This is a genomic window from Thiomicrospira microaerophila, assembly GCF_023278225.1.
Lineage (GTDB): Bacteria > Pseudomonadota > Gammaproteobacteria > Thiomicrospirales > Thiomicrospiraceae > Thiomicrospira > Thiomicrospira microaerophila_A.
Map to the genome: position 1 here is coordinate 2043201 of NZ_CP070959.1, position 22321 is coordinate 2065521.

The window sequence follows — 22321 nt, forward strand, 5'->3', positions numbered from 1 at the left end:
AAGATTTAGTTTTCTGCCGACTGGAGTGCAGCTAAGTCTCGCAACACTTCCGCCACATGGGTTTGCGGATTAACACCCTTATAGGCTTTTGCAATAACACCCTTCTGGTCAATAATAAAACTGTTGCGTCGGGCAAACTTAATCACGCCTAAGTTTAAAATCGAGTTATAGCTTGCCGCGACCTTGCCATCACTATCCGACAACAAGCTAAACGGTAATCGATGGGTTTTGGCAAAATTTTGATGGCTTTCAACCGAATCAACGCTAACGCCTAAAACAGTGGCTTGCTTGGCAATAATCCCGTTGATATTATCACGAAAACTACAGGCTTCAGTGGTACATCCGGGAGTATCATTTTTCGGATAAAAATACAGCACCACCCACTGCCCGCGATAATCGCTCAAGGTTTGCACAGCTTGATGCTGATCCAGCAAACTAAAATCTGGGGCGACATCGCCTTCGTTCAAAGCATAAGCCTGCCCCAAACCTAATAAAAAACCAAACATCAACGTCAATAGCCTTTCCATTGTCAGCCCCCGCTTTTTAATTATCTGCCAACAGTATACCTATACCCCCCTGAAAATAGCAATACAAAATCTATACAAAATCAAACAAAGAGAGCATGGTGAAAAATTATTTTAAGCAATAAGTTCACAAAAGTCGATAAAAATGATTTACCGGGCCATGCCCCTTACCTACATTAAGCTGGTCAGCCTGCTCAATCGCGGCCTGGATATAGTCCTTAGCCCGTTGAACCGCTAACACCAAATCACAGTTTTGCGCCCAATAACTGCAAATCGCAGACGCCAGCGTACAACCTGTGCCATGGGTATTAGCGGTATCAATCCGCGGTGCTTCAAACCAATGACCACCTTCCGCTGTCAGCAAAAAATCCGCACTGGTTTGATCCGTGCTAGTTTGCTCCACTAAATGCCCACCTTTCACCAACACCGCTTGTGCGCCTTTATTGATTAAGGCCTGCGCCTGTTGCTGCATCTGCTGGCGGTTTTGCGCTTCCGGTTGCCCCAATAACACCGCCAACTCGGGTAGGTTCGGCGTCACCAGGCCTGCTAACGGCAATAAACGATCGATTAACACCTGCTCGGATTCAGCGACCATCAACGAAGCGCCGCCTTTGGCAACCATCACCGGATCTAACACAATCGGCCCGTTAAAGCGCGTGAGATAAGGCGCGATCGTCCGCATCATGTCGGCACTGCCCAGCATGCCGATCTTAATGCCATCAATCTGAATATCGGCAAACAGACTGTCCAACTGTGCGCTTACAAACTCAACCGGCAAAGGATGGATCGCTTGCACACCCTGGGTATTTTGCGCGGTCAAACCCGTTATCACACTCATACCGTAACTGCCGGTGGCGCTAAAGGCTTTTAAATCCGCTTGAATACCCGCTCCGCCAGAGGGGTCTGAACCGGCAATCGTCAATAGGTTTTTTATGGTTTTCATTTATTTGCCCCCAAAATCCGCTGCTAAAATTTATCATCTATGTATAAATGCCCGGTCTTTAACCGCTGAGGCTCGTGTTTGACAAACGGCTTAATCCGAAATAAATCACCGTTTTCACCCAACAAAACCTGTTGCGCCAAGCCTTTTTCAAGCACTAGGTCGGCATGTGCCTGTAAATGAGCCGGCTCGCCATGCACCGGAATCAACAATGGCGGTTTAAGCTGCTGATAGAGCGCAATTAAATCCTGCTGTGATGGGTGACCAGAAACATGCAGGTGTTTGTTTGCTTGGTCTTCGGCATGAATTACCTTAATGTGATAACGCTGTAGTGCGCTGATTAATTGGTCAATGCGGGCAAGGTTATCCGGAATTTTAATCGCGCTAAAAATCACCGTGTCGTTCGGTTCCAGTTCACAAACCCGATGCTGACCGCGCGCTAAGCGCCACAAACCAGAGCGCGGTTCGCCTTGTGATCCGGTGGTAATCAGCATCACCTCATTGCGCGGTAGATAACCAATTTCATGCAGGCTTATCGGGGTTAGATTATCCGGCCAATAATTCAGTTGTTTAGCGATGGACACCATGCGTTCCAAAGCCCGTCCGGCAAACGCGAAATAACGCCCACTGGCTTTAGCGACCCGCGCCAAGGTAATTAAGCGCGCGACATTTGAGCTAAAACAACTGACCACCACCCGGTAGGGCTGCTGCGCAACGCAGGCTAATAGATCGGCATAACACGCGCTTTCAGAAGGCGTTTTGCCAGGCTTTAACGCATTGGTCGAATCACCGACGACCGCTAATAGTCGATTCAAGCTGCTAAAAGAGGTCATTGAAAACGCCTTATCGACCAGCGGTTGTGGATCAATTTTCCAATCAGCGGTATGCAAAATATCGCCCAACTCGGTGGAAACCAGCAGACTATGCGACTGTGGAATCGAATGGGTGACCGGCAACCAACGCAACCTAAACACCCCGACATCCCAATCCTGCTCAGGCGTAATCGTGATCAAGGTAGGGTTGAGTTCCTGTTCGGATTCAGCAAATTTGCGCTGAATCTGCGCCATAGCAAACGGGCTGGCATAGATGGGCACCTGTAGTTTTGGCCAAAGTGTCAGCAAACCGCCAATATGATCCTCATGGCCGTGGGTAATAACAATGCCTTGCAAGCGTGACAAGTTCGGTGTCAGACTACTGGGGTCGGCCACCACCCGCTCAAATTGGGTACTTGAGCCTTTTACCGGCTCAAATCCCATGCCACAATCGACCATCAAATACTGACCGGCATGACCATAAATCATCATGTTTTGACCAATTTCACCCACCCCGCCCAAGGGCACACACCATAGATCTTGCTTGGTGGGAATCGGCATGGCTTGTTTATTCTGCGCTTGGGTTAAAAACTTAAACATCCAACATTTAGCCTTATCCTGTATTGCGCCCTAGCCAGCTTTGGCTAAAGGCTTTAAAATAGGGGATTATTTTAAACGCAATCACCATGACAATTTTTAAATCACTCAATCTTTTCATCCTTTGGCAAAACCGCTTACAACGTCAATTTGGCCATGCGGTGGCTTGGCTGGCGTTTGCACTGGTGCTGATGACCAGCGCGACCGTGCTGCTGCGTTATGGTTTTGACTTTAGCAACAGCAAACTGGATGAAAGCTTAATTTATATCCATGCCAGCTTGTTTATGCTTGGCATCGCTTACACCTATCAACAAAACCAGCATGTTCGGGTCGATGTGTTTTATCAACGGCTATCGCCACGCCACCAGGCCTGGGTGAATTTGCTCGGGGCGATATTATTTGTATTGCCGGTGATGGGGTTTATTATCTGGGCTGGCTTAAGTTATGTCGCTGCCAGCTGGGCGATTCAAGAAAAATCGCTTGATGCCAGCGGCTTGGCCTATGTGTATCTGCTTAAAACCTTGATTTTAATTATGCCAGGCCTGGTGATACTGCAAACGCTAAGCTTTATCGCTGAATATGCCCTCACCCTGTTTGCGCCGCAACATCAGCGACATAGTGCGTCGGATTTTGCCGATGACTTAGCGGAGGGCGTGTAAATGGAATGGCTATCGCTGGTTTTATTTGCATTGGTGCTGATCGCACTCATGGTGGGCTTTCCGGTGGCCTTTACCTTGGCCGGGGTTTCGATCTTATTCGCCTTCGGTGCGCTGCTGGCGGGCGTGTTTGACATGGCGTTTATTCAGGCGATTCCCAGCCGCATCTACTCGATAATGACCAATTCCACGCTGTTGGCCGTGCCTTTGTTTATTTTTATGGGACTGATGCTGGAAAAATCGAAAATCGCGGATCAGCTGTTATTGACCCTCGCTGAAGTTTTTAAAGGTGTCCGCGGTGGATTAGGTATTGCGGTGATTTTAGTTGGCGCGTTATTAGCGGCCAGTACTGGCTTGGTCGGTGCAACCGTGGTGATGCTCGGACTGCTTGCCTTGCCGACCATGTTGCGACAAGGCTATTGCCCCAAACTCGCCAGCGGCACAATTTGCGCCAGCGGCACGCTGGGGCAAATTATTCCACCCTCGATTATTTTGATTTTACTCGCTGATGTCATCTCCAACGCCTATCAACAAGCGCAGCTAAAACAGGGCATTTTCGCCCCTGAAACCGTCTCGGTCGGCGATCTGTTTGCCGGTGCGTTACTACCAGGCCTGGTGCTGGTTGGGCTGTATTTGGCCTATATGCTCGGCGTAGCGTTTTTTCAGCCACAGCGTGTTCCCAAATTTCAAACCACCGCCGCCACAACACAACCCGGTTTGGCCTTGCGGGTGATTAAAAGCTTGTTACCGCCGATTGCGCTGATTTTATTGGTGCTAGGCTCGATCATTATGGGCATGGCTACCCCGACCGAAGCCGGCGCGTTAGGCGCACTCGGCGCATTGTTATTAGCCTTGGCAAAACGCCAACTTCAGCTCGACGACTTGAAGTATGTGATGCGCAATACCCTCAAGCTCACCAGTATGATTTTTCTGATTTTTATTGGCGCGGCGTTTTTCTCGCTGGTGTTTCGCGGGCTAGGCGGTGATGACCTAGTGCATGACCTACTCGGCAACCTGCCCGGTGGGCTGTTTACTTTGATGCTACTGACGATGCTATTTTTGTTTATTTTAGGTTTCTTTTTAGACTTTATTGAAATCACCTATGTGGTGGTACCGATTATCGCGCCGGTGCTGTTTATGCTGGGCGCAGATCCGGTTTGGCTGGCGATTATGATTGCGATTAACCTGCAAACCGCATTTTTAACCCCTCCATTTGGTTTTGCGCTGTTTTATTTACGTGGCGTCGCGTCTAATGCCCTCAAAACCCTCGACATCTATAAAGGGGTTTGGCCGTTTATTGTTATTCAGCTTGGGCTGCTTACCTTACTCGCCGCTTGGCCTTCGCTAGCTACTTGGCTTCCAGGAATACTGCAATGAAATCACCCGAACTCACACACGATCAGCTTGGATTAAGCTTTGACTCAGCCACACTAAAGCGAGCAAAAGGCGTTTATCAGCAAGGCAAGGTGCTGAGTGTGAAGCAAATGCCTACGCCTAACTTTGATGCAAAATCACGTTTATTTCAATACGAAGCTCAGGTGCTAGGCTCAAACGGCGAGCAGTATGACACACGCCTAACTCTGATTGAGTCGGACAGACCAGACCATCCATTAATTATCATTGGCAACTGTGATTGCTATGTCGGAGACAACTGTAAGCACGCCGCAGCGATTTGCTATCATCTGATGGCAGAGCATGGCAAACAGCCGATTCGTGAAATCGCAAGCGCATCAAATGCTATAAATATGCGCGATAGCGAATTTAGAAAACTGATTAGGGAAATAGAACATCAAACTCTAATAGAGGACGACCCGGATGAATGGTTCCATTTTCATGTGTTTAATGACCATAACCAGGCCTGGTCCGATCCCCATACACCTGTCAGTGATATAAGAATCACGCGCCACCACTTTACCGCGCGCGGCAATCTGGCTAAACCCAAATCAATGGCGCTCTATAATTTCTACAGCCAATTTTCATTTAAAGGCCTGACAGAAAACCATGCACTCGCGCGCCTGATGCTTGCGGTTGCCGATAACTCGTGGCACATTCAACACATCAAATTCATGAAACCAAACGGTTACCCCTTGCTGCGTGCGCTGATTGAGACAGGGCGCTGTTACTTTAAAACGCAAGAACAGCCACTGAATTGGCAAGCTCAAACCTATCAGCTCGAGTTTGAGCACCACGAACAAAATGGCCTGCACCAACTCAAGCTGGAAATCAGTGACGATCAGTTTTTAGTGCTGTGTGATCCACCGATTATGATTAACCACCAACTTGGGACGGCGCAAAAAGTTAACGCCCCGATACCTACACCGATCTTAGCCCAGATTTTGCAACTGCCCTGGCTCAACCAAAAGCAATATAATGAACTTTTAGACCATTTTTACCGGGTTCAAGCTAAAGCTAAACCCAGTAAAAACTTCAGCCAACTGCCCAAACCGGTCGGTATCGAGTTTAAAAAAATCGTTGAAAAACCTAGACCACTTCTGGTTATGACAGAGCCTTTGCCGCGCCCCTATTTTGAACTCAACTTTATCTATGACACCTATGTATTAGCACACTATCCGCACCATGAAGTGATTAAACAGCGCGTGGATAACATTCAACTCGAAATCCATCGCGACCTAAAGGCTGAATTAGCCGCCATTGAACAGCTCGAACCCTATTTAGAAGCACTAGCGCCTGACCCACTCGACACCTCACAGCCCTTTATCGCCCTGCTTAAAGACGGCCCAACGGACACCCCCATCGGCCTTGAAAACTATCTTAACTTTCAAGCCCTGTTACCTGAACTGACAAGCCAGGGTTGGGAGCTGGAAGGCTTTGACCAGGCCTGGTTAGATCTGGTAGAAGCCGATGAAATGCGGATTGAATCGGAAACGAAAAACGACTGGTTTAACCTAAGCTTTAATATCCAGGTTAAAGGTAAAACCCTGCCAATGGCACCGCTGCTAGAAAGCCTGCTTCGCAGTTATGATCGCACCGACCAAATGCCGGAAACCCTGCTGTTTCAAATCAACCCTAGCGAAGTATTACAAATTCCAAAAACTGATGTCGCGCCCTTGTTTGAAACCCTACTCCAGCTATACCAAAAAAAACCGCTTAACAAAGGACTCGATATCCAGCCGTTTGACGCACACCTAATAGCAGGCCTAGCCAACACACCGATCAAATGGTTAGGCGATAATAAACTATTACAACTGGCAGAAAAACTTAAAAATTTTACCCAAATTGAAACCATCAGGCCGCTGGCTAATCTCAATGCCACCCTGCGCCCCTATCAGGCATTTGGTTTAAGCTGGTTGCAATTTCTCTACGACCACGGTTTTAATGGTGTACTGGCTGACGACATGGGGCTGGGCAAAACCCTACAAACTCTTAGCTGGTTATTGCATTTAAAGCAACAAGGCGAACTTAACCTACCGGCTTTATTAATTGTGCCCACCTCTTTAATCGGCAACTGGAAATCTGAAGCGCATAGGTTCACACCGGAGTTGAAGCTACTTACCCTGCATGGCAGCGACCGGGCAGAAGCTTTCGACCAAATCGCCCAAGCTGACATCGTATTAACCACCTACCCCTTGTTGCCACGCGACATAGAACAACTCAAACAACAGGATTTTAAGCTACTGATACTCGACGAAGCCCAAAAGATTAAAAACCCACGCACCAAACTCTATGCCGCCTTAATGGAGCTGAATAGCCATGCACGTTTATGCCTAACCGGTACACCGGTAGAAAATCATCTAGGTGAACTCTGGGCCTTGTTTAACTTCCTGATGCCCGGTTTTTTAGGCAACCAACTCCAATTTAAACAAAACTACCAAAAACCGATTGAAATCGAAAACGATCGCACAATCCAACAACACCTCACCCGCAAGGTTGCGCCTTTTTTATTACGCCGCACCAAACATCAGGTTGTTCAGGAATTGCCCGACAAAACCGAGATCATCAAAACCGTAGAGTTTGATAGCGCGCAGGCTAAACTCTATGAAACTATTCGAGTCACGATGGAAGAAAAAGTTCGCCAAACCGTTGCCGAAAAAGGCTTAGCCAAGTCACAAATTACCTTGCTTGACGCCCTGCTCAAATTACGCCAAGTTTGCTGTGATCCAGGCCTGGTCAAAATTGACGCGGCTAAAAAGGTTAAACATTCGGCAAAACTAGAACTTTTATTAGAGCTGCTCGACGACCTACTTGAAGGTGACCACAAGGTGATTATCTTTTCTCAATTCAGCAGTATGCTAAAAATCATTGGCGACGCTCTGAAAAAACAGAACATTGTCTTTAGCCTGCTAACGGGTCAAACCAAACAACGTGAGCAGGAGATCAATCGCTTTAAACAGGGTGAAACGCGTGTTTTCCTAATCAGCCTCAAAGCCGGAGGCGTGGGGCTCAATTTGACCGAAGCCGATACCGTAATTCATTACGACCCTTGGTGGAATCCGGCGGTAGAAAATCAAGCAACCGACCGCGCTTACCGCATTGGGCAAAACAAAGAAGTGTTTGTTTACAAGCTGGTTGTCGCCAACAGCATCGAGCAAAAAATTCTCGAGCTACAAGCAAAAAAACAACAACTACAGGACAAGCTCTACGACCAACAAAAAACCGACGACCAAGGCACCCTCAATCTCGCTGCAGCCGACCTGCTAGACCTTTTAAAACCCAACCCTTAAAAGCAGCAAGCCTTTTAAAGGCTTGCCCCATGTCGCCATGCCAAAAACAAAAAAAGCCGAACATTTCTGTTCAGCTTTTAAATATTCTGTTCGCTACAACATTCAGTATATTAAAGGGCTTAATGGACTTAGCGTTGATTTTACGCCTATTTTGACCCCAAAAAATTCTGAGTTTATATGACTAAATATGAAACATAACAATCCAACATAGTTTACCCGCTCCCCACTAAAACTCCGGCATAATCCGCTTCATAAATCCATCAAACAATGGCACGGTAAAAGCCGTGTCACCATGGGATGGGCTATAGATCATTCCCTTGAGAATTAACCTTGCTCGAATAGGCGCAACAGCCGATGCCCCCTTACCTAGCAGCTCAGAAATATCACTGGAACGATGTGGCCCTTCGCCAAGTTCGGCCATCGCCCGCATATAGCGTTTTTCAGCAGGGGTTAGACGGTCAAACCGAACCCTAAAAAAGCTGTCATCTAATTCTGATAACGCCACATCCGTAGCATTTAATGCATCCTTTTTTTGAATAGGTGAAGATTCGGCTAAATCCCAAACATGCTTACCCCACTCCTGAATAAAATAGGGATAACCTTTTGTTTGCGCAATAATTTCGTCAATCGCGTCATCCGTAATTTGGGTTGATTCATGTTCCAGCGGAATTTGAATGGCTTGTTTTGCGGATTCATTATCCAGTGCATCAATGGATACGAACTCAAACAGGCGTTCAGCATAGGATTTGGCTTTACCCATTTGACCAAGCAACTGAGGCAGGCCTGCACCCAGCAAGGTAATCGGCAATTGTTTTTGACTCGCTCGGTGTAACGCGGCGATCAGGGCAGATAATTGTTCTTCAGGCACATACTGCAATTCATCAATGACCAACACAATCGGTTTTTTATGATGTTTGGCAGACTCCCCCACATGCACAATCAAATCAGTGAGGTCACTTTCGAAGTCGCCACTATCCGCCAAACCTTCTTCAAAATCAAAGTTAATGTTGACTTCAACGTCATCAAAGCGCACCTTAGCGGCTTTAATAAAACCGGCCAGCGCACTTTTAGCTTTGCTGAGTGAGCTTGACATCACTGCTTTAGCTTGGTTAAGCTTGCTCATTTTGATTAAAGCTGTACGTAATGACGGCCCCAACATTGCCGCCAAAGAACGATCCTCAGGCGCTTCTATAATGACCGACAAATAGCCTTCAGCTTCAGCAATATCGGTAAGTTTATGCAGCAACACCGTTTTACCGACACCTCGCAGCCCATAGAGCACCACGCTTCGCGCAGCTCGACCGGCTGCAATACGATGCAATGAAATCGTGGCGCGTTCGATAATATCGTCACGACCTGCTAATTCCGGTGGTGGTGTGCCTGCACCCGGCGCAAAGGGATTGTAACGGGGATCCATAAAACTCACCTTTAACAAAATATTCACTAATTAACAAATTTTGTTAATTATAGTCAATTTAGGTATAAACTTGAACTGATTATAAATTTTTACTTAAAGCCGCGCTAAGTTATTGATTTTAGGTTATTGAGGGCATAAAAAAAGCCCGTGTAGGACGGGCTTTTCTTGAAAATGGTGGCTACACCGGGATTCGAACCTGGGACCCCATCATTATGAGTGATGTGCTCTAACCAACTGAGCTATGTAGCCAAAGATGGCGGTATTATAGTGAATCGGTTTTATTTGTCAATGGCTAGATCGTATTTTATTTTTTGTCATCAAGCTTAGCAGGCCTGGCACTTCGCCAAATTTCCGTCGCCTTGTATTAAAACGGAAGATTTAATTCTGAATTAACCGCTAGCAGTGCTTCACGAAATTGTTGCTTAACCCTTTCTAAAGCCGCGGGCGTTTCTCCTTCAAATCGCATGACAAGGTTCGATGAGGTATTCGAGGCACGTACCAGACCCCAGCCTTGCTTAAAGTCTGCTCTTAACCCATCAAGGGTGCAAAGTTCTGCGTCTGGAAACTGGGGGCTTGCAAGCAGGGTTTGCATAAAAGCATGTGCGCCCCCTTCCTCAAACTGGAGTTCAAGCTCGGGCGTTGAATAGCCTTTAGGTAGTTCAGCAAATAATTGACTAGCAAGCCGTGTTTGGGCTGCTACGATCTGCAACATTCTGGCAGCGGAGTAGGTTCCATCATCAAAACCAAACCAGTGATCAGCAAAAAATAAGTGACCTGATAACTCGCCGCCGAGGGCTGCGCCGGTTTCACGCATTTTGGCTTTCATTAGAGAATGACCAGTTTTCCACATCAGTGGTTGACCGCCAAAACGTTGAATATGTTTGGCAAGTAACGAGGAACATTTAATGTCAAACAAAATCGTTGCACCCGGTTGGTGATGTAAGACATCTTCTGCATAGAGCATCATCTGACGATCTGCATACAACACCTGCCCCTGTTCGTCCACCACCCCACAACGATCGCCATCGCCGTCAAAGGCTAAGCCGATGTCAGCCTGATGACGCTTTACAGCTTCTATTAAGTCAGCTAGATTTTTAGGTTGCGCGGGGTCAGGATGGTGGTTAGGAAAACGACCATCAACCTGACAAAATAATTCAATCACCTCGCAGCCAAGACCTCGAAGAATGGCCGGACTGGTTGCACCGGCCACCCCATTACCGGCATCAACCACAATCTTTAACGGCCTTGCCAGCTTTATTCGGCGATGAATAGTCTGTTGATAATCATCAAAAATGGTTAATTTCGAATAACCGCCTTGTCCTTCAACATAATCCTGCTGCCTAATCCGTTCAGCCAAAGATTGAATCGCTGCCCCTGACAAGGTGACATCATCCAGCACCATTTTAATGCCGTTGTAATCCGGTGGATTATGCGAGCCTGTTATCACCACACATGAATTCACTCCTGGCAGGGTTTTGGCGGCAAAATAAACCATTGGCGTGGTCACCATGCCTAAATCAACCACGTCAATGCCACTGGCTAACAAACCTTGCGCCAGGGCCTTTGACAAATCTTCACTCGATAACCGGCCATCGCGCCCGATAATCACCTTAGACTGCTTAAGCGCTACCAGTTGCGCGCCTAAAGCCCAGCCAACCTGTTCGGCTAAGGCCGGGGTTAAATCCGTCGCCACCCGTCCTCGAATATCATATTCGCGAAAGATTCGCGGATTAAATACAAACGCCATTAATGTACGCCCGTATGACCAAAGCCGCCTGCACCTCGCGCTGTGTTTTCACCAAACTCATCTACCTTGGTAAACACCGGCTGTAATACCGGTACGATCACCATTTGCGCAATGCGCTCACCAACTTGAATTTCATAAGGCTTATCGCCTCGATTCCAGCAAGAAACCTTGAGTTCACCCTGGTAGTCCGAATCAATTAAGCCGACTAAATTGCCTAACACCATGCCATGTTTATGCCCCAAACCCGAACGGGGTAAAATCATCGCCGCCAGGCCTGCATCATCCAAATGTATTGCCAAACCCGTTGGAATCAATACCGTTTCGCCTGGGTTAACGGTTAGCGGCGTGTCAATACAAGCCCGTAAATCTAAACCGGCTGAACCGCTGGTAGCATAATGCGGCATTTCAATTTCATTGCCTAATCGTGGATCTAAAATTTTATACTCAACCTGAAGGGTCATAGACAAGGCTCCTTGTTTAATCATTAAAATAAGCCGCTGATTTTACCGTAATCTTAAACCAAGATTAGTCAAATAGCCGTATCAAGCTTTTCTATTGGAAATTAGCATTTGCTAATACTACACTGGATCTTAGTTTCTTCTTTCAGTTACTTAAACATATACAGGTGTCAATTATGTTACAAAACTACCTAGTGGCCTACCTGAACGCCTTTAAAAACCTATGGTTCCGCGACCCACGAGAATCGACTCTCTACATTAATGATACTGCTGTAAGAATTCGTGCCGGTATTTTGCTGGTCATCCCACTCTACATGGGGCTCACCCTATGGGATGCTATTTATGTATCCAATTGGATTGTAGATGGTAATACTTCGGTAGATACCTATGAAATCGATTGGGATGGCAATATTATTTATCAGGTTGAAGCGATTCGCCGTACTTTCGATTGGACGATTCAAACCTATGTACTGTTTTATGCCTTGTTTGAAATGATTGCCGGCATGTCGAAACATCTATCTCGACTATCACCCACGATTCTTATTTCGAGTCTTTTAGCCGCAAATAAACCGGCCGTTTGGAAACCCCTAGTGCCTAAACGTTTTGCTTGGACTATTGGCTCTATTCTGATTATTGTTTGTTTGATTTTCTTTAATCCAGAGGTTTTTGCGCGCTGGGTGAATGCGATAACCGGTGAAATGACCTTACCCACTCACGTGCAATATATGCCTTTTTGGATTCCCACGACCTTGGTATGGCTATGTTTAGGGTTTATGTGGATGGAAGCCGTGCTTGGGTTCTGTGTCGGCTGCAAGGTGCATTGGTTACTGGTTAAGGTCGGCATCATCAAAGAAGAATGTGAGAGCTGTAACAATATAGACTGGGATGAAATCGCGCGTCGCCACAAAGAGCGCCAAGCTCAAAACAAAACGCCCAATGGCGGCGATTAGGCTTGCCGAACCAAAACCGAAGGGTTAATATTACAGATTATATTGACGAATGACCAAGGATTCCCCATGTATTATATTGCTGACACTAACAAACCTTTTGACCAAGCTTGTGAAGACCTGTCTAAGGCCGTAGCTGACCATAAATTTGGCGTATTGCATATTCACGATCTCGGTCAAACACTACGCTCAAAAGGCTTTGACTTTAGCGAACAATGTAGGGTATTTGAAGTCTGCAACCCTGGGCAAGCGTCTAAAGTTTTAGCGATTGACATCAATTTGAATATGGCGCTGCCTTGTCGTATTTCTGTTTTTAGCGAAAATGGGCAGGTTAAAATTGGCATGATTAAACCCCAAGCCATGCTTGCGCCCCTATCGAATGAAGCTGCCTTATCGGAGATTGCTGCGGATGTTGAACAACAAATTATTAAGATGATAGAACAGGCAAAATAAACGCCAACAATGCCTGCGCTTGCTGATGTTTATTTGAGGTCGGCAAGCGTTGAGTTCTATTAGCCGTAATCAATGTCAAACAGTTATCATCCGTTTCAAAACCCAAACCCTCACCCACTAAATTGGCACAAATCATGTCCAAGCCTTTGCGGACAAGTTTATCTTTCGCGTAATCTAGCAGATTTTCTGTTTCCGCTGCAAAGCCGACCAAATAGGGTTTATCAGACTGCTGGGCTACCCAGGCAATAATGTCTGGGTTTTTAACTAGCGTTAGAATCACACTATCGTTATCAGCGGTTTTCTTGATTTTTTGTTGCGACGGCTGTTCAACCCGAAAGTCTGCCACGGCGGCGGCGGCAATCATCACATCCGCCTGCGCATAATGCTGCTGAACCGCTGCAAACATCTGCAGAGCTGAGCGCACGTCAATTCGTGTTACACCATGTGGGGTAGCCAGCGCAACCGGCCCACTAATCAGTGTGACCTCTGCGCCCATTTCTGCGGCTTGCTGAGCAATCGCAAAACCCATTTTTCCTGAACTACGATTACCGATAAACCGCACCGGATCAAGGTCTTCAAAGGTAGGGCCTGCGGTAATTAACACGCGTTTTCCTAACCAGGCCTGGTTAGCTGTGGCGATTTTTTTTTCCATAAACCCACTGACAAAATCCGCGATAGTCAATGGCTCTGCCAAACGCCCTGCCCCCACTTCTCCACAGGCTTGTTCTCCTGACTCCGGTGAAATCATCGCCCAACCGCGCTGCTGCAAAGCAACGATATTTTCTTGGGTTGCAGGGTTCGCCCACATTAATCGATTCATCGCCGGTGCAAACATAATCGGCTTATCGGTCGCCAAGCACAGAGTAGTAAGTAAATCATCGGCCATGCCAGCGCGCAAACGTGCTAACAGATCCGCTGAAGCCGGTGCCAACACAATCACATCCGGCCAACGCGCCAGCGCAATATGCCCCATCGCATCTTCCTGCTCCAAATCAAATAGGCTGTCACGTACTTTATTACCGGATAAGGCTTGGAATGACAAGGGCGCAATAAACTGCTTCGCGCCCTCGGTCATCACCACCTGCACCTGATGCCCTGCCTTGATCCAGAGCCGCACCAATTCCAGTGCCTTGTAAGCCGCAATCCCACCACTTACACCCAGTAAAATCTTCATGCGCGCGCTTCCTGTGGCAAAAACACCTGTTCGAGCTCAGGCGGAATTTCCGGGCGGCCTTTGGCGTTGACCCCGGTACCGATCACCTTGGCCTGCATTACCAATTTATCATCCGCACTGCGATAAATATGCTGAATAAACGCAAACTTTAGGCGTGATTCTCGCACACATTCAACGGTAATATAAAAATCATCTTGCGGCTTGAGCGACGCTTTATAATCCAGTTCCGCACGGGTTACCACCAGATTAATACCGCGCGCGGTGATCTCGGCAAAATTTATCTTATTTGCCAGCAAGAACTCATGGCGCGAATGCTCAAGATAATTTTGATAGACACTGTTATTCACTACGCCTTGAATGTCACATTCATAATCGCGGACCCGCATGGTTAGTATAAACATCTATTCCGCCTCCACCAGCACTCGACGCAACCAAGCGCCGATCGCTTCAATTTCATCCATACACACCTGATGCGCCATTGGATATGCCTGCCATTCAACTTGATAGCCCTTCGCCGTTAAATCATCTCGCGCCTTGGCGCCCAATTCAAACGGCACCACAGGATCCTGTTGACCATGGGCGATAAAAATCGGCATCTCACGGTGCAAATAAAACTGTTCCACCAACGGGCACCAAGTAGATAACGCCATCACACCGGCCAAAGGATGGTCATAACTCAAGCCTGCATGCAATGCAATCAATCCGCCTTGTGAAAATCCGGCAATCGCTATCTTATCGCTGCTAATACCTAGGTCACGTTGCTGCTCAATCAGTTTATACACCTGATGGCACGACACCCGAATCCCAGCTGAATCAACATCATTTAAAATATCCATCGAGCGAATATCAAACCAAGAACGCATCGCCATGCCACCATTAATCGTCACTGGCTGAACTGGCGCATGCGGAAATATAAACCGAATACCCTGTTCCTCGGCTAAACCTAAACTTGGCACGATATCGACAAAATCCGCGCCATCTGCACCTAAGCCATGCAACCAAATGACGGCCGCTTTTGCGGGAATTGACGGCTCTACAATAATCGGCAAATCCTCTGCCATGATTCGATCCTATAGTCTGATAATAAAGTCTGTTAAAATAGCGTCATTTTAACGCCTCAGGTCGGAGCCTGCACATGTGTTTAAATTTGTTGCGCTGTTTTTTTCAACCAGGCCTGGTTACAGTCTGTGCAATTAGCCTGGTTTTAGGATTAAGTGGTTGTGGCAAAAAAGCCCCGCTTAGCTTGCCCGATGCGCAAATAACCCTGACACAGACACACTACCCAGCAAACGCTTTATAAAAGGATCGCAGATGACCGCCGCATTTCATTATCAAAATAACCAACTTTTTACCGAACAGGTTTGCGTCACCGAACTGGCTCAACAATACGGCACCCCGCTTTATGTTTATTCTCGCACCGAATTAGAAAGCCGCTGGCAGGATTTTGATCAGGCCTTCGGCAACCAACCCCATCTTGTGTGCTATGCGGTTAAAACCAATTCAAACTTGGCCGTGCTGCAAACCCTCGCCAAACTCGGTTCAGGCTTTGATATCGTATCGCAAGGCGAATTAGAGCGGGTACTGCGCGCTGGCGGTGAGCCAAGCAAAGTAGTGTTTTCGGGTGTAGCGAAAAAGGAAGTCGAAATCGAACGCGCCTTGGATGTCGGCATTCGTTGCTTTAACCTAGAGTCCCACGCCGAACTACAACGCATCCAAACGGTTGCGCAACGGATGGATAAGATCGCGCCGATTTCTATTCGCGTCAATCCCGATGTCGATGCCAAAACGCACCCTTATATTTCTACCGGCCTCAAAGAAAATAAGTTTGGTGTCGATATTCAAACCGCCCCCGCACTCTATCAACAAGCCCTAGCCTGTTCACATATTAAAATTATCGGCATCGATTGCCATATTGGTTCACAGCTTACCGAGATTGCCCCGTTTGTCGATGCGCTGAAAAAAGTGCTGCAACTTAAACAGCAGCTTAGCGAACAGGGTATTGAGATTCACCATCTTGATTTAGGCGGCGGCTTAGGCATTCGCTACACCGACCAAACCCCGCCTGCGATTGCTGATTATATCCAAGCCTTGCTGAACCAACTTAACGACCCAACTGTCGAGGTAATTATCGAACCCGGTCGTGCGATTGCGGGTAATGCCGGCATTTTGGTTACCGAAGTCGAATACCTCAAACCCACCGAACACAAACACTTTGCGATTATTGATGCCGCCATGAACGACTTAATCCGCCCGGCGCTTTACCAAGCCTATCAAAACATTATTGCGGTAGCACCACGCAATGACGGCGTCGATGCCAGCTGGGATTTAGTCGGCCCGGTGTGTGAAACCGGTGATTTTTTAGGCAAGGATCGCACGCTAAATTTAAAAGCCGGTGATTTACTCGCGGTGATGTCAGCCGGAGCCTATGGATTTACCATGAGCTCGAACTACAACACCCGACCGCGTGCGGCAGAAATCATGGTGCAAGGCAACCAGGCCTGGTTGGTACGCCCGCGGGAAACCTATGAAGATTTAATGGGCTCAGAACGCTTAATTGACTAAACACTTCTCTAACACAACCAAAAGACACTAAGCTTCATCAACACGGCTGGTTGAACCTGTTTGTTCAACCAGCATCTCCATCGGGTTATCGAGCGCCCCCTATCACCTCAAGATTCTACTTTTGTTTGCCTAAATCAAGCGGCTCTCATCTTTGTTATACAAACATCAAACAAAATTCACCTGATTGTCATGCCTTGTGGCAAAGATAAAGACGTTGATACACAGCCAATAAAGCTAAATCATTGATTTGCTCGGTTGAACTATTCGCATGCAACTTAACACTAGGATTATTCTGAATTTTGCCGGGAAAAACGACTCATGCCCCATAACAGGCATCCATTAAAACTGAACACCCTGATCAAAATGAGTTTGCTTGTTCTCTGTTCCACAAGCACTGGTCTGTATACCAAGTTCAGTTATGGTTTTAAAGCCTTACCCAACGCACTGACCGATCAAGCACTAAGGCCAAGTTTAATCATGGAAACGGGCGTTAGGCAAAAAGCAAAAGACAGTCATTATCATACTAAAGTGGGTCTAAACCTGCATAAAGTTGAACTCAAAAATGCACTTTTCTCGCTATCCTATGAACAATTCGATTTAGCGTGGGATCAGCTCAACCATCCTGATCTTAGCGGAGTAGCCCAACCGATAGATACACTCGAGCGCTGGCGCGGACATCTGCGTCTTCCCTATCGCATAGATAACCAGCGTTTATGGTTGGCTGAAATCGCTCTGGCTAATACCATCGAGCAGCATGCAAAAACCTCACTCAGTTATGAAGGATTTATTCTTTACAGCCAAGCACGCAACCTATCTAAAACAGATTTTGATTCATGGCAACTGGGTCTATTTATTCAACAAAGCCCGGTTGAAACGCTGGTGTTACCCATTATCGAACTCACGTTCAACTTGAACAACCCCCATAAAAAAGGCTTTTATGGCCACATTGGTTTCCCCAAAACTCAGCTGGGTTACCACTTTAATCCAGTATGGCAGAGCGAATTTGAACTGATCTATTACCAAACAACAGCCGGCTTACGCGACACTAATCCCTTGCTGCCCAATGGCTATGCACAACTCAAGAGCTGGCGCAATGAGTGGAAAACTACTTACGCCCTCAACGCCTCGATCGATATCCATTTTTCTATTAAACACACCCTGACACGCGAATGGCTTCGATATGACCATACCAAAAAGCAAACCGGCAGGTCTGATCTTGAAAACACACTTGGCTATGGGATAGGCATTCACTGGCGGCTTTAAATTGAGCAGAATATCAAGAAGGCATCTCTAATCGCTCAGCATTCGTTAAATCGGCTGGCTATACTTCTGTTAGATTTTTTCTGGTAAATGGGTTAAAACTTTAATAACCAGAGCTCTATTTGCGTTTGCAACGCCGCTGATGGCAATTGATTTTTCCCTTGGCGACAGCGAACCAATTTAGTTATTCCGGTTTGTGAGCGATTCAGCAAAACAGCAACCGGTTGTTGTTCATAATTCCATGCCCATAACTCCAAACAAGACTCGGTTGCTTGAAAATCAAGCCACCAGGCCTGGTGTTGCGTTCGACTGAGCTGTGCCCATTCCTGCAAACTGGTTAATAACTTCGGTGAATCAGTAAGCTTCAAGTCTTCAGCTGAACTTGGGCAAGCCTCAAGCAACCAGGCCTGGTAAAGTGCTTCTACCTCCACCAAGTATCTACAATCCCCGATTGATTGCGTAATCATTGAATGCCCTAGGGATTCTGCCAAACGGTATACATCCTCAAGCAAGGCAATCATCGACTGGCATTGCATGGGTCGACAAGGTAATCGTGCCAATGTTTGGTGTAGGCGGTGACCGATTAATTGAGGGAAAGCCGCTGCAAGTGAAAGTGCCATAGAATTAATCCTTGGCAATTGCGTTAAAGCATCTAAACGCGAAACATCCAATAAGCAGATCTCGACCTGTTCAAGCAACTGGTCATTAACCTTTCTTAATCTTAAGTTACGGAGAAACTTAAGCGTTTCATTTTTACCTGGCCAACCTAAACGTTCGAGCATATCCATTCGTTTAGCCTGCAGCAATCTTTCTAATTCAAAATCAGTTAGTTCAAGCTTGGCTAAATGCCAAGCAAGCATTGGAGAATGATCTAATAACTCAAGCATTTGGGGATAACGAGCTGCTGTGTGAAGCAGCCTAAGCTGATGTGAGGGAAAAAGCCGGCAACTATCCACAACCCATGCAGGAATCAATTGTAACCAGAATCTCAGATGACTATGCACACTCCAATTTAAAAGGTCAAGATCAACCGGATAATCAGGAACGGGCTCATGACCTAGAATCATCCAATCCCACCCTAAAATGCGCATCACGCCAATCTCGGGAAAAAAACGCCTGGTATCCAACCAAAGCACTTGCTCCTCTTGATCCCAAAACAAAAATTGATGACTATGTTTTTTTAAAATTGCAGATGACCATTTCATAGCCGTTAATTTGTTGCCAACTTTTGTATCACCTGGCCTGCAATCATCAGACCAAAAATGCCAGGCATATAGCTGGCGGTACCATTGACGACTCGGCCACGAGACCCCTCAATATCCTCAAGAGGTCCGGGTGCCTTCGGAAGTTCCGATGAAAAAACCACCTCGATGCCTTTTTTAATCCCGTTTTTACGTAAACGCTGCCTCATAGCTCGCGCCAAACCACAACCAAAAGTCTGACTGATATCTGCAATCTGAATTTTAGAAGGATCAATGCGTCGCCCAGCCCCCATGCTTGAAACAACAGGAATACCCTGTTTAAAAGACTGTTCGACCAGGGATACTTTACAGTTAAGACTATCTATTGCATCAACGATATAATTAAAGCCCATTGAAACCAAAGCGGGCATATCCTCTGGCAACATAAACTTGTCGAGTTTAGTCACCTTACAGTTTGAATTGATCTGCCCGATCCGCTCAGCCATCACATCAACTTTTAATCTTGACAAGGTTGAATCTAAAGCAACAATCTGTCTATTTTTATTAGATGCTGAAACCCTATCATGGTCAAGCAATGTAATATGACCGACTCCAGCACGCGCTAAAGCTTCAGCAACAAATCCACCGACGCCACCAATACCCGCTACCAAAACATGCGAATCAACAAGACGTTGAATCGAATCTTCACTAAATACAAGCAAACTTCTTTCATATAAAGGATCATTTAACAACATTTAACTGTAAACTCTCAATTGCATTTTGATTACAAATTGTAACAACATTTTCTGAAGAACACCCTTTAATCTCGGCTATCTTTTTAGCTATAGCACTAACCATATCTAAATCTGGAGGTAATCCTTTAGGGTAAGCAACATTGGGAAAATCGGACTCAATAACAAATGCACTCAACGGCAAAAATTCAACTAACCTTTGATAGCGTGGGGTATTAGAGCGAAGTATAATACCATTTACTCCCAGCTTTAAACCCAAATCCAAAAAAGGCTTAGCTTGCTCTGGACTACCGGAAAAACCATGAATAACCCCTATAACTGGAAACCTTTTTAATAAATCAAGCATATGATCGTAGGCTTTATATAAATGAAGCGAAACAGATAATCCGTGAAAAGAAGCAAAAGCTAATTGCCTAGAAAACAGATCGATTTGCTTGCATGAAGTATCTTTGTAACGATCAGAAAAATCTAATCCAATCTCGCCGATAATAGAAATTTTATTAAACAAGATATAATCAAACAAATTATTCAATTCAGCAGGGTTAAAAGACTGGCAGAACCATGGATGAATACCAACTGCAGGAAAAATAAAAGAGGATCTCTCGAATAAAATCAATTGATTATAAGATGTTTCTAAATCAACAGAAACAGATACAACAGGATGAGTAAGAGAGGTTAATAAAGAAGAATTAGATAAATGAGCGTGCGTATCAATTATAGGAGGCATAAAAAAGGCCGACTCAAGTCGGCCCTATTTTATTAAGCTTCGCTTGAAGCATCCTGACTCGCGACAGGACGATCAACTAACTCAACAATAGCCATAGGCGCATTATCACCAGGACGGTAACCACATTTTAAAATGCGAATATATCCACCTGGACGAGTTTGATAACGAACACCTAAATCAGTAAACAACTTACCGACGGCAGCTTTATCACGTAAACGTGAAAAAGCAATTCTACGATTGTGAACTGAATCTACCTTAGCTAAGGTAATTAAAGGTTCTGCAACACTTCTTAACTCTTTAGCTTTAGCAACCGTAGTTTTAATAACTTCATGCTCAATTAATGAAGCCGACATATTTTTAAACATCGCCTTACGGTGTGAGCTATTGCGGTTTAATTTACGACCACTCTTACGATGACGCATAATAGCTTCCTTTTAATCTTATGCTGGTTCTTTACTAACCAAGGAAGATGGAGGCCAGTTTTCAAGTTTAGTACCTAGTGCTAAACCTCTTTGGGCCAGAACATCCTTAATCTCTTGTAAAGACTTTTTACCTAAATTAGGTGTTTTTAATAGATGGGATTCGTTACGCTGTACTAAATCACCAATATAATAAATTTGTTCCGCTTTCAAACAATTAGCTGAACGAACCGTTAATTCTAAGTCATCAACTGGTTGCAAGAAGATAGGATCAAATTCACTCTCAACTTCTTCCGGTGCAGACACTTCTTGATGCTTTAGGTCAACAAATGCTGTTAACTGATAATGCAGAACAGTAGCTGCCTTCTTTATAGCATCTTCTGGGTCTAAAGAACCATCCGTAACCACATCTAGAATTAGACGATCAAGATCAGTACGCTGTTCAACACGAGCATTTTCAACTTCATAGCTTACTGTATGAACAGGGCTAAAGCTTGCATCAAGCTTTAAAAATCCAATCGAGGAATCAGTTGTTGAATCAGCTTGAGTAGCCGCTCTATAGCCAAGGCCACGCTCAACCTTCATTCTCATTGAAAGTTCAGCACCATCACTTATATGCGCAATGATTTGATCTGGATTACATAGTTCAACATCATGGTTAAGTGTAATATCCTTAGCACGGATAACGGCTGGTCCTGTTTTATTTAAAAGTAATTCAGTTGAATCTTTAGAATTTAACTTAATCGCTACTTCTTTTAAATTAAGGAGTATTTCCAGCACATCCTCACGAACACCTTCAATTGTAGAATACTCGTGCAAAACACCATCTATTTGTACTTCAGTTATAGCTGCACCAGGCATTGAAGACAAAAGAATACGTCTTAAGGCATTACCTAAAGTATGTCCAAAACCACGTTCCAATGGTTCTAAAGTAACACGACTATGTGTGTTAGATATTCTTTTTATGTCAACAAGACGCGGGGTCAACAACTGTTCTAACATATCTTGCATCA

At 45.7% G+C, this 22321-nt stretch carries 22 protein-coding genes and 1 tRNA gene; 8 read left to right on the forward strand and 15 right to left on the reverse strand.

Going from position 1 to position 22321, the window contains the following annotated elements:
• Positions 1-5: 5 nt before the first annotated feature.
• The 3 genes from JX580_RS09870 to JX580_RS09880 all read right to left on the reverse strand — a co-directional run bounded on the left by JX580_RS09870 (position 6) and on the right by JX580_RS09880 (position 2876).
• A complete protein-coding gene (locus JX580_RS09870) occupies positions 6-527 on the reverse strand; it encodes a peroxiredoxin (RefSeq protein WP_248850378.1) in 522 nt (173 codons plus the stop codon).
• A gap of 124 nt (positions 528-651) precedes the next feature.
• A complete protein-coding gene (gene thiD, locus JX580_RS09875) occupies positions 652-1467 on the reverse strand; it encodes a bifunctional hydroxymethylpyrimidine kinase/phosphomethylpyrimidine kinase (RefSeq protein ID WP_248850379.1) in 816 nt (271 codons plus the stop codon).
• A 23-nt stretch (positions 1468-1490) separates the two neighbouring features.
• Complete coding sequence (locus tag JX580_RS09880; protein WP_248850380.1) at positions 1491-2876, reverse strand: ribonuclease J; 1386 nt, start codon at positions 2874-2876, stop codon at positions 1491-1493.
• Positions 2877-2962: 86 nt separating this feature from the next.
• On the opposite strand from JX580_RS09880, the gene JX580_RS09885 reads away from it, so the two are divergent.
• The 3 genes from JX580_RS09885 to JX580_RS09895 are packed head-to-tail and all read left to right on the forward strand — an operon-like array spanning position 2963 to position 8211.
• Positions 2963-3532 (forward strand): TRAP transporter small permease subunit, encoded by a 570-nt coding sequence (locus JX580_RS09885; protein ID WP_248850381.1) that lies wholly within the window; start codon positions 2963-2965, stop codon positions 3530-3532.
• Positions 3533-4906, forward strand: coding sequence for a TRAP transporter large permease (locus JX580_RS09890; protein WP_248850382.1), 1374 nt, complete (start codon positions 3533-3535; stop codon positions 4904-4906).
• Complete coding sequence (locus JX580_RS09895; protein ID WP_248850383.1) at positions 4903-8211, forward strand: DEAD/DEAH box helicase; 3309 nt, start codon at positions 4903-4905, stop codon at positions 8209-8211. The genes JX580_RS09890 and JX580_RS09895 overlap by 4 nt, the downstream gene beginning before the upstream one ends.
• Positions 8212-8437: 226 nt before the next feature.
• On the opposite strand, the gene JX580_RS09900 is transcribed toward JX580_RS09895, so the two are convergent.
• From JX580_RS09900 to dut, 4 genes are all read right to left on the reverse strand, one after another.
• Complete coding sequence (locus JX580_RS09900) at positions 8438-9628, reverse strand: ATP-binding protein (RefSeq protein WP_248850384.1); 1191 nt, start codon at positions 9626-9628, stop codon at positions 8438-8440.
• Positions 9629-9800: 172 nt separating this feature from the next.
• Positions 9801-9877 (reverse strand) — tRNA-Met (locus tag JX580_RS09905).
• A 115-nt stretch (positions 9878-9992) separates the two neighbouring features.
• Complete coding sequence (locus JX580_RS09910) at positions 9993-11375, reverse strand: phosphomannomutase/phosphoglucomutase (RefSeq protein ID WP_248850385.1); 1383 nt, start codon at positions 11373-11375, stop codon at positions 9993-9995.
• Positions 11375-11836 (reverse strand): dUTP diphosphatase, encoded by a 462-nt coding sequence (dut, locus tag JX580_RS09915; protein WP_248850386.1) that lies wholly within the window; start codon positions 11834-11836, stop codon positions 11375-11377. The genes JX580_RS09910 and dut overlap by 1 nt, the downstream gene beginning before the upstream one ends.
• 173 nt (positions 11837-12009) lie before the next feature.
• On the opposite strand from dut, the gene JX580_RS09920 reads away from it, so the two are divergent.
• Together JX580_RS09920 and JX580_RS09925 are read left to right on the forward strand one after the other, a co-directional pair.
• Entirely contained in the window at positions 12010-12783 is a 774-nt protein-coding gene (locus tag JX580_RS09920; RefSeq protein ID WP_248850387.1) for a DUF4395 family protein, read from the forward strand.
• A 66-nt stretch (positions 12784-12849) separates the two neighbouring features.
• A complete protein-coding gene (locus JX580_RS09925; RefSeq protein WP_248850388.1) occupies positions 12850-13233 on the forward strand; it encodes a DUF302 domain-containing protein in 384 nt (127 codons plus the stop codon).
• Here JX580_RS09925 and coaBC read toward each other — a convergent pair.
• The 3 genes from coaBC to JX580_RS09940 are packed head-to-tail and all read right to left on the reverse strand — an operon-like array spanning position 13208 to position 15468.
• Positions 13208-14407: a bifunctional phosphopantothenoylcysteine decarboxylase/phosphopantothenate--cysteine ligase CoaBC gene (coaBC, locus tag JX580_RS09930; RefSeq protein ID WP_248850389.1), complete on the reverse strand. Its 1200-nt coding sequence runs from the start codon at positions 14405-14407 to the stop codon at positions 13208-13210. The genes JX580_RS09925 and coaBC overlap by 26 nt on opposite strands.
• Positions 14404-14808: an acyl-CoA thioesterase gene (locus JX580_RS09935; protein ID WP_248850390.1), complete on the reverse strand. Its 405-nt coding sequence runs from the start codon at positions 14806-14808 to the stop codon at positions 14404-14406. The genes coaBC and JX580_RS09935 overlap by 4 nt, the downstream gene beginning before the upstream one ends.
• The gene (locus JX580_RS09940) at positions 14809-15468 is read right to left on the reverse strand and encodes an alpha/beta hydrolase (RefSeq protein WP_248850391.1); all 660 of its coding nucleotides are present in this window, start codon (positions 15466-15468) and stop codon (positions 14809-14811) included.
• Positions 15469-15542: 74 nt separating this feature from the next.
• Here JX580_RS09940 and JX580_RS09945 point away from each other — a divergent pair, with 74 nt between their 5' ends.
• The 3 genes from JX580_RS09945 to JX580_RS09955 all read left to right on the forward strand — a co-directional run bounded on the left by JX580_RS09945 (position 15543) and on the right by JX580_RS09955 (position 18232).
• Positions 15543-15707, forward strand: a complete 165-nt coding sequence (locus JX580_RS09945) for a hypothetical protein (protein ID WP_248850392.1) — start codon at positions 15543-15545, stop codon at positions 15705-15707.
• A gap of 11 nt (positions 15708-15718) precedes the next feature.
• Positions 15719-16969 (forward strand): diaminopimelate decarboxylase, encoded by a 1251-nt coding sequence (gene lysA, locus JX580_RS09950; protein ID WP_248850393.1) that lies wholly within the window; start codon positions 15719-15721, stop codon positions 16967-16969.
• 318 nt (positions 16970-17287) lie between these two features.
• Entirely contained in the window at positions 17288-18232 is a 945-nt protein-coding gene (locus tag JX580_RS09955; RefSeq protein WP_248850394.1) for a hypothetical protein, read from the forward strand.
• Positions 18233-18324: 92 nt separating this feature from the next.
• Here JX580_RS09955 and JX580_RS09960 read toward each other — a convergent pair whose 3' ends face one another.
• From JX580_RS09960 to JX580_RS09980, 5 genes are read right to left on the reverse strand one after another with little or no spacing between them, the layout of a single operon-like run.
• Positions 18325-19434, reverse strand: a complete 1110-nt coding sequence (locus JX580_RS09960; protein WP_248850395.1) for a hypothetical protein — start codon at positions 19432-19434, stop codon at positions 18325-18327.
• A 5-nt stretch (positions 19435-19439) separates the two neighbouring features.
• Positions 19440-20165 carry a tRNA threonylcarbamoyladenosine dehydratase gene (locus JX580_RS09965; protein ID WP_248850396.1) on the reverse strand — a complete coding sequence of 242 codons (726 nt, stop codon included), beginning with the start codon at positions 20163-20165 and terminating at the stop codon, positions 19440-19442.
• Positions 20152-20889 carry a TatD family hydrolase gene (locus JX580_RS09970; RefSeq protein ID WP_248850397.1) on the reverse strand — a complete coding sequence of 246 codons (738 nt, stop codon included), beginning with the start codon at positions 20887-20889 and terminating at the stop codon, positions 20152-20154. The genes JX580_RS09965 and JX580_RS09970 overlap by 14 nt, the downstream gene beginning before the upstream one ends.
• A 32-nt stretch (positions 20890-20921) precedes the next feature.
• Positions 20922-21311, reverse strand: a complete 390-nt coding sequence (gene rplQ / locus JX580_RS09975; RefSeq protein ID WP_248850398.1) for a 50S ribosomal protein L17 — start codon at positions 21309-21311, stop codon at positions 20922-20924.
• An 18-nt stretch (positions 21312-21329) separates the two neighbouring features.
• On the reverse strand, positions 21330-22319 hold the full coding sequence (locus tag JX580_RS09980; protein ID WP_248850399.1) for a DNA-directed RNA polymerase subunit alpha: 990 nt from the start codon (positions 22317-22319) through the stop codon (positions 21330-21332).
• Between the last annotated feature and the right edge of the window lie 2 nt (positions 22320-22321).